Origin of the sequence: Amycolatopsis orientalis DSM 40040 = KCTC 9412, from assembly GCF_000478275.1 — a bacterium.
Classification (GTDB): Bacteria; Actinomycetota; Actinomycetes; order Mycobacteriales; family Pseudonocardiaceae; genus Amycolatopsis; species Amycolatopsis orientalis.
Genome location: NZ_ASJB01000033.1, coordinates 23,214 through 36,488, shown reverse-complemented (window position 1 = coordinate 36,488; position 13,275 = coordinate 23,214). Strand labels below are relative to the sequence as shown.

Sequence of the window (13,275 nt, the reverse complement as noted above, 5' to 3'; positions counted from 1 at the left end):
GAGCAGCGCTACGACGTCCCACCGAAGATCCTGATCACACCACGCTTAACTTAGCGGCATTGCGATGTGGTGCGGTTTGCCGTGTTCCGACGGCAGCGCGACGAAGACGCGGTGCGGCCCGCTGCCATAGTGATCGCCGCCGCCGACGTCGAGGAAACCCAAGCGCCGCACCAGATTCTGACTGGCCACATTGGACTCGCCGACCAGTGCCCACACCGATGACAAGCCGAGCCCGGTGAGCCCGTGCGCCAGCAGCGCGCCCGCCGCCTCGGTCGCCAGGCCCTTCCCGCCGTGCGCCCGCGAGAGGTAGTAGCCGATCTCCGGAACCCGGCCGGGCAGTTCCTCCGACGGCCGCAGATGGGCGAGGCCGATCACCTCGCCGTCCCGCTCGATCACCCAATGCCCCATCCCCGCGGGGCCGTCGTAGGACAGGCGCCGGTCCACCATGGCGCGGACCCGGGACGGATCGGTGAGCGGTACCGCGAAATGCGCGCTCATCGCCGGGTCGGCGAAGAGCGCGACGATCGCTTCGGTGTCGGCTTCGGTCAGCGCCCGCAGCCGAAGCCGCGCGGTGACCAGCTCCGGCGGATTGTTCATACCGCGTTCGCGGCCATCCAGCGCAGGGCGAGCGGATAGCCGTCGACGCCGAGCCCGGCGATGACCGCGGTGGCGATGTCCGACAGCACGCTGTGGTGCCGGAACTGCTCGCGCCGGTGCACGTTGGAGATGTGCAGTTCGATCAGCGGCGCCTTGAGCTGGGCGGCGGCGTCGCGAACCGCGATCGAGTAGTGCGTCCACGCGGCGGCGTTGAGCACCACCGGCCAGTCCGCGTCGGCGGCCTCGTGCAACCAGCCGACCATCTCGCCCTCGTGGTCGGTCTGGCGGACCTCGACGTCGAGCCCGAGTTCCTTGCCGGTGTCGACGCAGGACGTGACCAGGTCGGCGTGGGTCGCGGAACCGTAGACCCCCGGTTCACGCAGACCGAGCCTGCCGAGGTTGGGGCCGTTGAGGACCAGCACCTTCACAGCAGCACACTCCCGCCGGGCTTGGGTGCCTCGCCCGCCACCACCGAGTACGCCGCCGCGAGCAGCGACGGGTCGGGGCCTTCCAGCCTGCCGGGCTTGGCGAGCCCGTCGAGGACGACGAAGCGCAGCACACCCGAGCGGGTCTTCTTGTCGCCCTTCATCGTTTCCAGCAGGTGCGGGAGCGCGTCCGGGTCGTAAGTGGTCGGCAGGCCCAGCAGCTTGAGGACGGCGGCGTGGCGATCGGCGGTGGCGTCGTCGAGACGGCCGGCCAGGCGCGCGAGCTCGGCGGCGAACACCAGTCCGACGCTCACCGCGGCGCCATGACGCCACCGGTACTTTTCGCGGCGTTCGATGGCGTGTCCGAGCGTGTGGCCGTAGTTGAGGATCTCGCGCAGATCCGACTCGCGCAGATCCGCGGCGACGACGTCGGCCTTGACCTGGATCGAGCGGCGGACCAGTTCGCCGAGGACCTCACCGGTGGTGTCCAGCGCGGCGGCCGGATCCTGCTCGACGAGTTCGAGGATGCGCGGATCCGCGATGAACCCGGTCTTGACGACCTCGGCCATCCCGGCGACGAGTTCGTTGGGCGGCAACGTCTCCAGCGTCGCGAGGTCGACGAGGACCGCGCTCGGCTCGTGGAAGACGCCGACCAGGTTCTTGCCCGCCTCGGTGTTGATGCCGGTCTTCCCGCCGACGGCGGCGTCGACCATGCCCAGCAGCGTGGTGGGCACGTTGACCAGGCGTACACCGCGCATCCAGGTCGCGGCGACGAAACCGGCGAGATCGGTCACGGCGCCGCCGCCGAGGCCGACGACCACGCCTTGGCGGTCCAGCCCGATCCGGCCGAGCACCTCCCAGCAGAAGCTGGCGACGGTGAGCGCCTTGCCGTCCTCGGCGTCGGGGATCTCGACGCGGTGCGCGTCGATCCCGGCCGCGGCCAGCTCGTCGCGGATGGCCTCGGCGGTGGTCGTGAGCGTCGGCGGGTGGATCAGCGCGACCTTGGACGCGTCGGCGAGCTGCTCGGTGAGTTCACCCAGCAGGCCCCGGCCGATGACGACGTCGTACGGCTTGGCGGTGTTGACGGTGATGCGGACCGGCTCGGTCATCGTGTCCCTCACTTCGGCGGAAGCCGCTTGGCCCTGGCGACCTCGCAGGTGATCTTGCCCTTGACCGGGGTGTCGCCCGGGATCTCTTCGGTCACCTTCTGGCCCGGCGTCATGCGGTTCTTGGCGAACAGCGCTTCCCCGGAGTCCTTGCCCTCGGCGTCCTTGATCGCGATGGTGACGGCGTAGCGCGCGTCCTCGCCCGTGCTGTTGGTGACCTCGATGGTGACCTTCGGGGTGTAGCTGTCGCTGTCGCACTTGGTGACCTTGACGTCGGCGGCGACGTCCGCCTCCGGCGTGGCGGAGGCGGGAGCCGCGCTGGACGCCGCGCCGGTCTGGACGACGTCGGCACCGGCGGGCTGCTTCTCGTCTCCGCACGCGGTCAGGGTGAGGGCCACGACGGCGAGGAGGGCGCCGGCGGTGGTGCGCTTCATGCTCGTTCCTTGCTGTTCTCGGTCAGCCCGGCGACGGCGGCCTCGACGACCTCGGCGGGCGTACGGTGGTCGGTCTCGATCTCTATCGTGGCCACTTCGCGGTACACCGGCAGGCGGGCGTCGAGAAGCGCCTTGTAGGTGGCGCGGGGGTTCACCCCGGCCAGCAGCGGGCGCGCGGTCGAGAGCCCGGCGCGCTGGACACCCGCGGCCATCCCGACGTTGAGGAAGACCACGGTGTGCCCGGCCAGCCGCTCCCGCGTGCCCGGCGTGATCGGCGCTCCCCCGCCGAGGGAGAGGACGCCGTCGTGTTCGGCCAGCGCCGTGGCGACGACCTCCTCCTCCAGCGCGCGGAAGGCGGGCTCGCCCTCCTCGGCGAAGATGTCGGTGATGGGCTTGCCCGCCCGGGCGACGATGTCGTCGTCGCTGTCGCGGAAGGCCAGGCCGAGTGCGGCGGCGAGCGCCGGGCCGACCGTGCTCTTGCCCGAGCCCGGCGGTCCGATGATCACCGCGCGAGGGGTCACCAGCGCTCCTCGAGCGCCTTCAGGTATGCCTCGGCGTTGCGCTTGCCCTCGGCCAGCGAGTCGCCGCCGAACTTCTCCAGCGCGGCGTCGGCGAGGATCAGCGCGACCACCGATTCCAGCACGACCCCGGCGCGGGGTACCGCGCAGACGTCGGAACGCTGGTGGATGGCGACCGCGGGTTCGCCGGTGGTGACATCCACAGTGGACAGTGCTTTGGGGACGGTCGAGATCGGCTTCATGGCGACGCGCACGCGCAGCGGCTCGCCGTTGGTGATGCCGCCTTCGAGCCCGCCCGCGCGGTTGGACCGGCGGGTCACCCCGACCGGGCCGGTGCCGCGGTCGATCTCGTCGTGGGCCTGGCTGCCCCAGCGCGTGGCCGTGGTGAAGCCGTCGCCGACCTCCACGCCCTTCATCGCCTGCACGCCCATGAGCGCGCCGGCGAGGCGGGCGTCGAGCCTGCGGTCCCAGTGGACGTGCGAGCCGAGGCCCGGCGGCAGCCCGTAGGCGATCACCTCGATGACGCCGCCGACGGTGTCACCCGCCTTCCGCACGGCGTCGACCTCGGCGACCATGGCGTCGGTCCCCTCCTGGCCGAACGCCCGGACCGGGCTCTCGTCGATCGCGGCCAGATCGGACGGCACGGGGAGTGGGCCTTCCGGCGCCGAGGCGCCGCCGATCGACACGACGTGGCTGAGGATCTCGACCCCGAGCAGCTGCTTGAGGTACGCACGGGCGACCGTGCCGAGCGCGGTACGGGACGCGGTCTCGCGGGCACTCGCGCGTTCCAGCACCGGACGGGCTTCGGGGAAGCCGTACTTCTGCATCCCGGGCAGGTCGGCGTGGCCGGGCCGGGGCCGGGTCAGCGGCTCGTTGCGCGCCAAGCCCTCCAGCTCCTCGGCGGGCACGGGATCGGCCGACATGACCTTCTCCCACTTCGGCCACTCGGCGTTCTCGATCTGGACGGCGACGGGGCCACCCTGCGTGAGCCCGTGCCGGACCCCGCCGGTGAACACGACGTGGTCGGTCTCGAAGCCCATCCGGGGGCTGCGGCCGAAACCGAGCCTCCTTCGCGCGAGCTGCTCGCCCACCTCGGCGGTCGTGACCTCGACCCCGGCGGGCATCCCTTCCAGGATGGCGGCGAGGGCGGGTCCGTGCGATTCCCCTGCGGTTATCCAGCGCAACACCTGACAGATCCTGTCACAGCCTCCTCTCCGTCCCAGGACAGGCCGGGCTATCCCGGACCAGGTCCGGCGAAGACGGCGAGCGCCCACGCCGCGACCAGGAGGCCGGGCCCGTGCGGCACCGTGGGATGCCGGGGCCCGCCCACCGCGAGTGCCACGCTCAGTAGCGCCGCGGCGACCGCGCCGAGCACGACCGACGGCCAGCCCGTCGCGGCGAGGACCGCTCCGAGGCTCCCGGCGAGCTTCACGTCGCCGGCGCCGAGCGAACGGGGTGACAGCGCGTGGACGAGTGCGTGCGCGCCGCCGAAGAGCAGCCCGCCCAGCACGGCCCGCCAGGCGAGGGCCGCTCCTCCCCCGTACGCGGCGATCGCCAGGGCGAAGGCCAGCACGGGGTACGCGGGCAGGGTCAGGATGTCGGGCAGGCGGCGGTACTTGAGGTCGGCGACCGCCAGCGGGACCGCGAAGACGGTCAGTAGGGCGGGAACGGCCAGCCACCAGACCGGCCACGCCCCGTCCTGCCCACGGAGGCAGACCGCGACGAGCAGGGCCGCCGTGAGCGCGGCCGTCCACACCGGGACCGGGGCTCCCGCACGGCGGAGGCAGGAGTGGGTGACGAGCGCCGATGCGGCGCCCGCCACCGCGAAGGCGATCGGCATGAACACAAGATCAAGAGTCCGCCTGAGTGGTGCGCTGAGGCAAGAACTTCTTTTCTTGACAGGGACTTTCACGCACTTCCGGCAGGTCGGCGGCCGGCGCGTTCAGCCCACTAAACGCGTTCAGCCGACTAAATGCGCTATGGGAGGCGAAGGCCCCCACTACTCCAGGCTCGCGTCACCCGTGGCTCGTGAGTGGTAATGACGGTTCTAACCACCATTGCCACTCACGAGGCTGGGCCAGCTCAATTCCAGCGCTTTGGGCTCGCACAAGCGGATATCGGGATCGACGATGAAGGAATCTGGACACTCAACGTCCCGATTCCTTCATCGTCACGACATACTCTCGTCCACGCCCCCTCGAACCCCCGGCGGAAACATCAAGCGGGGAAGATTCCGGACGACCAACGGCCGCGATCCTCCCCGCTCGCCGACATCAGCTCCACCACGGACACCAAGACGCGGCCAGACCCTGTCGTCTCGTGAGTGGTAATGACGGTTCTAACCGTCATTACCACTCACGAGACAACCGGCCCACCGCTGATCCGCGCGGCTTCCGGGGAGGCTGAAATTTTTCGCACCTACCGCCAATCCACCTCGCGTCCGGCGCCGAATGCCTGTCATGACACCGGGATCAGGGGTTCATCCGCAGCAGCGGGAGACCCGAGGGCGTGCGGATCTCCAGCGCCTTGATGTCGCCGGTGCGCATCGCGGTGCCGACCACGATGTGCGCGGTGTCCTTGGGCATCGCGCGCCAGGACGCCAGTTCGCTGGTGCCGCCGCCCGCGTCGACCGCGACCAGGATGTAGTCCCCGGTGCGGTTGCCGCCGTAACTGCAGGTCATGTCCACTTTGGTGCCGGTGTCCGTGGCGGACATGGCGACCTCGGCGGTCACCGGGTAGTCGCCGAGCGGGGTCATCGGATCGCCACCCGCCGCGACCGGCCCGGTCAGGACGACCGCGAGCGTGACACTGGCCGCGACGGCGACCCCGGCCGCGGTGGTGGTGATCGCCCGCTGGATCCGCCTTCCCCGGCGGACCCGTTTGAGCACGGTCGGGAGCAGTTCCGGCGAGGGCGCCGGTTCGTCCTCCAGCAGCGCCGGGGCACCGGCTTGCGCGAGCAGGCCGGGAATCCCCGCCAGGTCGCGTACGGACGCCGCGCACCGGTCACACCCGCGAAGGTGTTTCTCGTACGCGGAGCGGTCTTCCGGGGACAACGCCCCGAGCACGTAGGCCGCGTCGTAAGTGGCGAAGGGGTCGGTCATTGAGTCACCCCTCTTTCCTCCAATACCAGCCGCAACGCCCGCAAGGCGTAATGCGTCCGCGATTTGACGGTCCCTTCGGCCACACCCAGCCGCTTCGCCGCGTCCGCGATGGAGTAACCCTGGAAATAACACAAAACGAGTACGTCGCGATGTCTCGGCGAGAGTTCGCCGAGGGCTTCGGCGACCAGCCAGCCTTGAACCGCCCGTTCGGTGCCGTCCGTGACCGCCGTTTCGGGCGGTTCGCCGGTCACCACCTCCGGATGTGCCGTGGAAGCGCGCCAGTCGTCGATGGCTATGCGTCTGGCCACGGTGAACAGCCAGCCCCGCGCCGACCCCTCGGACTGGTCGAGCACCTTCGCGTTGCGCCAGGCCCGCAACAGCGTCTCCTGGACGACGTCCTCGGCGCGGACCCGGTCACCGCTGGTCAGATGCAGTGCGTAGGACCACAGCGCCGCGGCGTGCTCGTCGTGCAGAGCCCGCATCAGCCGGTCCTCCGCGAATTCCTTCACCGATCCGCGCCTTCGCGGTTGAGGAGCAAAGGGACGGCGAACACCACACAGGCGACTTCGGTGATCACGCCCCACAGTTCGGCTTGGGTGGTGAACTGCTCGCTGACGCCGAAGAACCCTGTCGTCAGCGAGAGCACGTACGCACCCAGTGTGGCCAGTCCGAAGCCGATCGCCGCCAGCACGGGCAGCCAGTGGTGCCAGACCAGGACGGCGACCGCGATGACCACCCCGGCCACCACGTTCACCAGGAAGAGTTGCCCGACCACGTCCGTTTCGGCCGCCCAATCCCGCCAGACGACGTAATGCACCCACGCCGAGCCGAGCAGGCCCGCCGCCACCACCGCCCGCAACAACCACCGGATCATGTCCGTATCTCTTTTCGCGTGTTCGGTTCCCCTATGCCCTTGAACACGGAAAAGAGGGGCTCTCGGTTCAATCCCGCACCCGATGGTCGGTGAAATTGAACCGGATGGGTGCTTGAACCGTGTCTATGGGCATGACTGCCGAACTGCACTCCCGCCGCACCGTCCTGACCACGGGGGCCGCCGTCGCCGGCGCGGCCGTCGGTGCCGTGGCCCTCACGGCCTGCGGAAGCGAAACCCCGTCGTCCGGCTCGGCCGCCGCCCCGCCCGCCGCGGCACCGGGCGAGACCCTGACCGCGCTTTCCGACATCGAGATCGGCCAGGCGAAGGCGGCCAAGACGGCCGACGGCAAGGACGTGATCGTCACCAGGACCGCCGAGGGCACCGCGGCCGCGTTCAGCGCGATCTGCACGCACCAGGGCTGCGCGGTCGTCCCGGCCGGCGCGGAACTGAAGTGTCCTTGCCACAACTCGATCTTCGACGCGGCGACCGGTGCCGTCAAAAAGGGACCGGCGGACCAGCCGCTGCCCTCGATCGCGGTCAAGGTCGCGAACGGGCAGGTCGTGACGGCGTGACCGGTACCGGCGGCTGAAGGGCCCTTTCCCCTCATCTAACGCGGCGAAGGGCGCTTTCCCCGCATGCGATGCGGGGAAAGCGCCCTTCAGCCCCGACCAGATTGAGAAGGCTCCGTGCGGGCCGTCGCAAGTAGTCGACTAATTGCGACGTCCGTAGGCCGAGCGTGGAATTCAGCTGTCCCAGGTGAAGATCGGGTCGCCCGCCTCGACGTCTCCGCCGGTGAGCAGTCCTGAAAGGACTTCGGCCTTCGCGTCCAGCGCCACGACGGGCACGATCGGCGAGTAGCCGGCGGCCTTGACCGCGTCGGGATCCCAGCCGACGACCGGCTGCCCGGCGCGGACGGACTCGCCCTTGACGACGTGGAGGGTGAATCCCTCGCCCTTCTGCTTCACCGTGTCGATCCCGAGGTGGACCAGCACGCCGCGGCCGTCCTCGGTGGCCACCACGAAAGCGTGCGGGTGCAGGGTCACGATCGTCCCGTCGACCGGCGCGACCGCGTCCTGACGCCCGCCCGAGGGCAGGACCGCTAGGCCGGGGCCGACCATCGCGTCCGCGAAGACCGGATCGGGCACTTCGGTCATAGCGGTCGTCTTGCCGGCGACCGGGCTCAGGATCTCGAGGCTCACAACAGATCCTCGATGTCACTGGCGATCGTGTCCGCCTCGGGCCCGACGATCACCTGCACACCCGCGCCCATGCGCACGACGCCCATCGCGCCGGCGGCCTTCAGTGCCGCTTCGTCGAGCAGGCTCATGTCTTCGAGCTCACAGCGGAGCCGGGTGATGCACCCCTCGACCTCGATGACGTTCTCGGCACCGCCGAGGCCCGCGAGGATCTTTTCCGCCCTGTCATCCGCCATCGCGGTCTCCCTGTTCCCTGTCGGTTTCCCACATGCGAACCAGCTGTACTACGCCGTTCGCCGACTCGCACGTGATCCCTGGCCACGAACGCGTAACGGTGGTTGACACCCGCTCGTGCGACGGAGCATCCTGCCCCATCGGATCATTGGTCTAGACCGGAACGTACCAATCTTCCGGTCCAGACGCGAGTACGGGTTACCCGAATCGACCGGCCCGAAAGGACGGTGACCGTCATGAGCGCTTCGGCGCAGCAGCCGCCGTCCGACCGTGTGATCAACGGACCGACGCCCAAGCACGCCCAGCTGCGGGAGATTCTGCGCCGCACGGTGGAGCGTGAGCTACCCCCCGGCTCACCGATTCCTTCGGAACGTGACCTCGCCGAGACCTACCAGGTGTCGAGGCTCACGGTCCGGTCGGCGATCGGCAAGCTGGTCGAAGAAGGACTCTTGTCGCGGGTGCGGGGCAAGGGGACGTTCACCGCCGCGAGGCGGATGGAACTACAGCTCTACCTGATGTCCTTCACCGAGGACATGCGCCGTCGCGGGATGACGCCGACCACGGAGGTCGTCAAGACCTCCACCGAGGTCCCGCCCGCCCCCTCGGCGCACGCTCTCGGCCTGGCCGCCGGAACCCCGGCACACCGGATCGTTCGGCTCCGCCGGGCCGACGGGGTGCCGCTGGCGGTCGAACGCGGGTGGTATCACGCCGGCCGGATGCCCGGTCTGCTCGACCTCGATCTCACCCGATCGTTGTACGTCCAACTCGCCCAGTCGTACGACCTGCGCCCGGACCACGCGTGGCAGACGGTCTGGGCCGAATCCGCGGACCGCGAAACGGCACGCCTGCTCGGCATGCGCGCCGGCAGTCCGCTTCTTGTCTTCCGCCGGGTCTCCAGCGTCAACGGGGAACCGATCGAAGACATGACTTCCTGGTACCGGGGCGATCACTACCAGGTCACCATGCAGCTTGACCGGAACACCCCGGATTCCGGTCACCATCCTCACTACGGAGGTACCCGATGAGCTCCACCACCGCGGAGGGGGCGAAGAGCAAGGGCAAGGGACTGGCCGGGCTTCAGCGCTTCGGCCGCAGCCTCATGCTCCCCATCGCCGCTCTTCCCGCCGCCGCCCTCCTCAACAGGTTCGGCCAGCCCGACCTGCTCGGCGAGAAAGGGCTCGGCTGGACCAAAGTGGCCGAGGTTCTCGGCGCGGCGGGCAACTCGCTGTTCAACTGGCTGCCGCTCCTGTTCGCGGTGGGTATCGCCGTCGGTTTCGCCCGGAAGAGCGACGGCGCGACCGGGCTGGCCGCAGTGGTCGGCTTCTTCGTGTTCACCAGCGTCCTGCAGGTCTTCGCACCGTTCTCCGAGCTGCCGGGCTGGGATCCCGAGAAGCCCGCTGGCCTGATGCTCAACCCGCTCAAGTGGCCCTACAGCGTACTGGCCGGTGTGATCGTCGGTCTCGTCACCGCGCTGCTGTGGCAGAAGTTCTACCGCATCAAGCTGCCGCCGTACCTGGCCTTCTTCGGCGGCCGCCGGTTCGTGCCGATCATCACCGCCCTGACGCTGATGGTCCTCGCGGTGCCGCTGGGCCTGGTCTTCCACTGGGTCAACGACGGCATCCAGGCGGTGGGCGAAGCGGTCACCGGCGCGCCGGTGGTCGGTGGCGGTATCTACGGTGTGCTCAACCGATTGCTGATCCCGGTCGGTCTGCACCAGCTGCTGAACGTGCCGGTGTGGTTCATCTTCGACGGTGGTGACCTCACGAAGTTCTTCGAGGGCGACCCGACCCGCGGCACCTTCATGACCGGCTTCTTCCCGATCTTCATGTTCGCCATCCCCGCCGCGGCGCTGGCGATCTGGCAGACCGCGAAGCCCAGCCAGAAGAAGATCGTCGGCGGTGTGATGATCGCCGGTGCGCTGACCTCGTTCCTGACCGGGATCACCGAGCCGATCGAGTTCTCGTTCATGTACGTCGCGTGGCCGCTGTACCTGGTCCACGCCGTCCTGACCGGTACGTCGCTGGCACTGGTGAACGCGCTCGACATCCACCTCGGCTTCGGCTTCTCCGCCGGCGCGATCGACTTCGGGCTCAACTTCAACCAGCCGGCGGCGAGCGACAACGTCTGGCTGCTCATCCCGATCGGCCTGGCCTACGCGGTCGTCTACTACGTGATCTTCCGTTTCGTGATCACGAAGTGGAACCTGCGGACCCCGGGCCGCGAAGAGGACGCGATCGAGGCCGATCTCGAAGCCACCGCGGCCAAGCCCATCAAGTAGTTTCAGCACAGAAGAACAAAGGCACGAAAGGGAAAGAACATGCCGGAGAAACGCGTCACCGTGGCCAGCAAGGTGGGCCTGCACGCCAGGCCCGCGGCGACGGTCGCCAAGGCGGCCGCGGCGCAGCCCGTCGCGGTGAACATCGCCAAGGCGGGCGGCGACCCGGTCGCGGCCGGCAGTGTGCTGAACCTGATGACGCTCGCCGCCGGCTACGGCGACGAGGTCATCATCAGTGCCGAGGGTGAAGGTGCCGAGGCGGCCGTCGACGCCATCGCCGAGCTGGTGGCGACCGACCTCGACGCCTGATCCCCTCCCCTGCGAAGCCCGGGCCGCCCCGACCGGCCCGGGCTTCGTAGGGTGTGGGCATGGAGAGCGTGCGCGAGATCGAACAGTGGCCGGTGGACAACGCCGCCACGGCCGTGGTGACCGCCGCCGGTGACGTGCTGGGCACGCACGGCGACACGACGAAGGTGTACCGGCTGGCGTCGGTGACCAAGCCGTTGACGGCCTACGCGGCGCTGATCGCCATCGAAGAGGGTGTCGTCGAACTCGACACCCCCGCCGGCCCGGAGGGTTCCACGATCCGGCATCTGCTGGCGCACACCTCGGGCCTGGCCTTCAACGAGCACAAGGCGATGGCCGCACCCGGCAACCGGCGCCTGTACTCCAACGCCGGGTTCGAGCAGCTCGCCGACGCGCTCACCGAGCATTCCGGCATCCCCTTCGCCGATTACCAGGCGGAGGCGCTTTTCCAGCCGCTGGGCATGAAGGCGACCCGGCTGACCGGCTCCCCCGCCTCGGGTGCGGAGTCCACTGTGGACGACCTGATGGCGTTCGCCGCCGAACTGCAGGCACCGAAGCTGATCGCCGCCGAAACGGTGCGGGAGGCGACTTCCGTGGTCTTCCCTGGACTTTCCGGTGTCCTGCCCGGCTTCGGCCACCAGAAGCCGAACGACTGGGGCCTCGGCTTCGAGATCCGCGACCACAAGAGTCCACATTGGACCGGTTCGTCGAGTTCGCCGCGGACCTTCGGTCACTTCGGGCAGTCCGGCACCTTCCTGTGGGTCGATCCCGACGCCGGCGCCGCCTGCGTCGCGCTCACCGACCGCGCGTTCGGCCCGTGGGCGGCCGAGGTGTGGCCGCCCTACACCGACGCCGTCCTCGCCGAACTGGGCAAGCTCACTCCATGACGCGGACCGGACTACCCGCCTGGAACGCCGCGATGTCCTCGACCGCGTCGCGGTAGAAGATCTCGTACGCCTCGCGGGTGACGTAGCCGATATGCGGCGTGAGCACGACGTTGTCCAGTGTCCGCAGTGGATGGTCCGACGGCAGCGGCTCGACGTCGTAGACATCCAGTGCGGCGACGGCGATCTCCTTGCGGCGCAAGGAGTCCACCAGCGCGGCTTCGTCCACGATCGGACCGCGCGAGGTGTTGACGAGCATCGCCGTCGGTTTCATGGCGGCGAGTTCGGGCGCGCCGACGAGGCCGCGGGTGCGGTCGCTGAGCACCAGGTGGACCGACAGCACGTCCGCACGGGCGAACAGTTCCTCCTTGGACACCGCCGTCACGCCGTGGGGATCGGCCTTGTCCTGGGTCAGGTTCTGGCTCCAGGCGATGGTCTCCATGCCGAACGCCTTGCCGATCCTCGCCGCGCCCGCGCCGAGCCTGCCGAGCCCGAGCAGCCCCAGGGTCTTGCCGTGCAGGATCGTGCCGACCGTGGTCTGCCAGCCGCCCTCGCGCATGTTCCGCGACTCCACCGGGATGTTCCTCGCCGCGGCGAGGATCAGCGCCCAGGTGTGCTCGGCCGCCGGGGCAGCGATGTAGCCGGTGGAGGAGACGACCACGCCGTTGCGGCGGGCGGCGGCGACGTCGATCGCGGCGTTGCGGTGGCCGGTGCTCACCAGCAGCTTGAGCGCGGGCAGGCGATCGAGGACCTCGGCGGGGAAGCGGGTGCGCTCGCGCATCGCGACCACGACGTCGAAGTCACGGAGGCGGGCCACCACGTCCGCGGGATCCGCGAACGGCTTCGTGAACACCTCGATCTCGGCGCCGAGGGAGGCCCAGTCCCCGAATCCGAGCGCCACTTCCTGGTAGTCGTCGAGAATCGCGATCTTCATGGACTCCAGGCTAGAGTCGGCGGCGAAGCCATGCCTGGGGAGGCCACCGTGATCCTGGAAATCCGCACCTACCGGTTGAAGCCGGGGACGAGCGCGGAGTTCCTCCGCGTGATGCGCGAAGAGTCCATTCCCCTGCTGGAGCGCGCGGGGCTGCGGGTCGTCGACTTCGGAACGTCGCTGGTCGCCGAGGACGGGCACGAAGAGGCCTACCTGATCCGCGCATTCGGCTCTCTCGAAGAACACGAACGGCAAGAACGCGAGTTCTATGGCAGTGAGGCCTGGCTGACGGGCCCGCGCGAGGCGATCGTCTCGCGGATCGAGAGCTACCACACGATCGTCGTGGAGACCTCCGAAGAGGCGGTCAAGGCGCTCGGACGACGGTGAGCCGAAG

At 69.4% G+C, this 13,275-nt stretch carries 17 protein-coding genes and 2 pseudogenes; 6 read left to right on the top strand and 13 right to left on the bottom strand.

Annotation, left to right across the window (positions count from 1 at the left end; translation table 11 throughout):
- Window positions 1–57: 57 nt before the first annotated feature.
- From L324_RS10340 to L324_RS10295, 10 genes and pseudogenes are all read right to left on the bottom strand, one after another.
- A pseudogene (locus L324_RS10340) lies at window positions 58–597 on the bottom strand (GNAT family N-acetyltransferase); the annotation flags it as partial.
- Window positions 594–1,025 (bottom strand): type II 3-dehydroquinate dehydratase, encoded by a 432-nt coding sequence (gene aroQ / locus L324_RS10335; protein ID WP_037306021.1) that lies wholly within the window; start codon window positions 1,023–1,025, stop codon window positions 594–596. The pseudogene L324_RS10340 and the gene aroQ, both read right to left, overlap by 4 nt.
- A complete protein-coding gene (aroB, locus tag L324_RS10330; RefSeq protein ID WP_037306019.1) occupies window positions 1,022–2,131 on the bottom strand; it encodes a 3-dehydroquinate synthase in 1,110 nt (369 codons plus the stop codon). The genes aroQ and aroB overlap by 4 nt, the downstream gene beginning before the upstream one ends.
- Before the next feature lie 8 nt (window positions 2,132–2,139).
- On the bottom strand, window positions 2,140–2,562 hold the full coding sequence (locus L324_RS10325; RefSeq protein ID WP_037306017.1) for a hypothetical protein: 423 nt from the start codon (window positions 2,560–2,562) through the stop codon (window positions 2,140–2,142).
- Complete coding sequence (locus L324_RS10320) at window positions 2,559–3,083, bottom strand: shikimate kinase (RefSeq protein WP_081736283.1); 525 nt, start codon at window positions 3,081–3,083, stop codon at window positions 2,559–2,561. The genes L324_RS10325 and L324_RS10320 overlap by 4 nt, the downstream gene beginning before the upstream one ends.
- The gene (gene aroC / locus L324_RS10315; RefSeq protein ID WP_037306016.1) at window positions 3,080–4,267 is read right to left on the bottom strand and encodes a chorismate synthase; all 1,188 of its coding nucleotides are present in this window, start codon (window positions 4,265–4,267) and stop codon (window positions 3,080–3,082) included. Before aroC ends, L324_RS10320 begins: the two co-directional genes overlap by 4 nt.
- A 47-nt stretch (window positions 4,268–4,314) precedes the next feature.
- Window positions 4,315–4,926, bottom strand: a complete 612-nt coding sequence (locus L324_RS10310) for a prepilin peptidase (protein WP_037306015.1) — start codon at window positions 4,924–4,926, stop codon at window positions 4,315–4,317.
- A 625-nt stretch (window positions 4,927–5,551) separates the two neighbouring features.
- Entirely contained in the window at window positions 5,552–6,181 is a 630-nt protein-coding gene (locus L324_RS10305; protein ID WP_037306013.1) for an anti-sigma factor family protein, read from the bottom strand.
- Window positions 6,178–6,690, bottom strand: coding sequence for a sigma-70 family RNA polymerase sigma factor (locus L324_RS10300; protein WP_081736282.1), 513 nt, complete (start codon window positions 6,688–6,690; stop codon window positions 6,178–6,180). Before L324_RS10300 ends, L324_RS10305 begins: the two co-directional genes overlap by 4 nt.
- Window positions 6,687–7,055 (bottom strand): hypothetical protein, encoded by a 369-nt coding sequence (locus L324_RS10295; RefSeq protein ID WP_037306012.1) that lies wholly within the window; start codon window positions 7,053–7,055, stop codon window positions 6,687–6,689. The genes L324_RS10300 and L324_RS10295 overlap by 4 nt, the downstream gene beginning before the upstream one ends.
- Window positions 7,056–7,186: 131 nt before the next feature.
- Between L324_RS10295 and L324_RS10290 the strand changes: the two genes are divergently transcribed.
- A complete protein-coding gene (locus L324_RS10290) occupies window positions 7,187–7,627 on the top strand; it encodes a QcrA and Rieske domain-containing protein (protein ID WP_037306029.1) in 441 nt (146 codons plus the stop codon).
- Window positions 7,628–7,798: 171 nt separating this feature from the next.
- Here L324_RS10290 and L324_RS10285 read toward each other — a convergent pair whose 3' ends face one another.
- Both L324_RS10285 and L324_RS10280 read right to left on the bottom strand, forming a co-directional pair.
- Entirely contained in the window at window positions 7,799–8,254 is a 456-nt protein-coding gene (locus tag L324_RS10285) for a PTS sugar transporter subunit IIA (protein WP_037306011.1), read from the bottom strand.
- Window positions 8,251–8,496: pseudogene (locus L324_RS10280) on the bottom strand (PTS sugar transporter subunit IIB); the annotation flags it as partial. The gene L324_RS10285 and the pseudogene L324_RS10280, both read right to left, overlap by 4 nt.
- 225 nt (window positions 8,497–8,721) lie before the next feature.
- Between L324_RS10280 and L324_RS10275 the strand changes: the two are divergent.
- The 4 genes from L324_RS10275 to L324_RS10260 are packed head-to-tail and all read left to right on the top strand — an operon-like array spanning window position 8,722 to window position 11,953.
- On the top strand, window positions 8,722–9,510 hold the full coding sequence (locus L324_RS10275; protein ID WP_037306027.1) for a GntR family transcriptional regulator: 789 nt from the start codon (window positions 8,722–8,724) through the stop codon (window positions 9,508–9,510).
- Window positions 9,507–10,763: a PTS transporter subunit EIIC gene (locus L324_RS10270; RefSeq protein WP_037306007.1), complete on the top strand. Its 1,257-nt coding sequence runs from the start codon at window positions 9,507–9,509 to the stop codon at window positions 10,761–10,763. The genes L324_RS10275 and L324_RS10270 overlap by 4 nt, the downstream gene beginning before the upstream one ends.
- 39 nt (window positions 10,764–10,802) lie before the next feature.
- A complete protein-coding gene (locus tag L324_RS10265) occupies window positions 10,803–11,069 on the top strand; it encodes an HPr family phosphocarrier protein (RefSeq protein WP_037306006.1) in 267 nt (88 codons plus the stop codon).
- Window positions 11,070–11,128: 59 nt separating this feature from the next.
- A complete protein-coding gene (locus L324_RS10260) occupies window positions 11,129–11,953 on the top strand; it encodes a serine hydrolase domain-containing protein (protein WP_037306004.1) in 825 nt (274 codons plus the stop codon).
- On the opposite strand, the gene L324_RS10255 is transcribed toward L324_RS10260, so the two are convergent.
- Entirely contained in the window at window positions 11,943–12,884 is a 942-nt protein-coding gene (locus L324_RS10255) for a D-2-hydroxyacid dehydrogenase family protein (protein ID WP_037306003.1), read from the bottom strand. The genes L324_RS10260 and L324_RS10255 overlap by 11 nt on opposite strands.
- 48 nt (window positions 12,885–12,932) lie before the next feature.
- Here L324_RS10255 and L324_RS10250 point away from each other — a divergent pair, with 48 nt between their 5' ends.
- Window positions 12,933–13,268, top strand: coding sequence for an NIPSNAP family protein (locus L324_RS10250; protein ID WP_051173826.1), 336 nt, complete (start codon window positions 12,933–12,935; stop codon window positions 13,266–13,268).
- Window positions 13,269–13,275 lie beyond the last annotated feature (7 nt).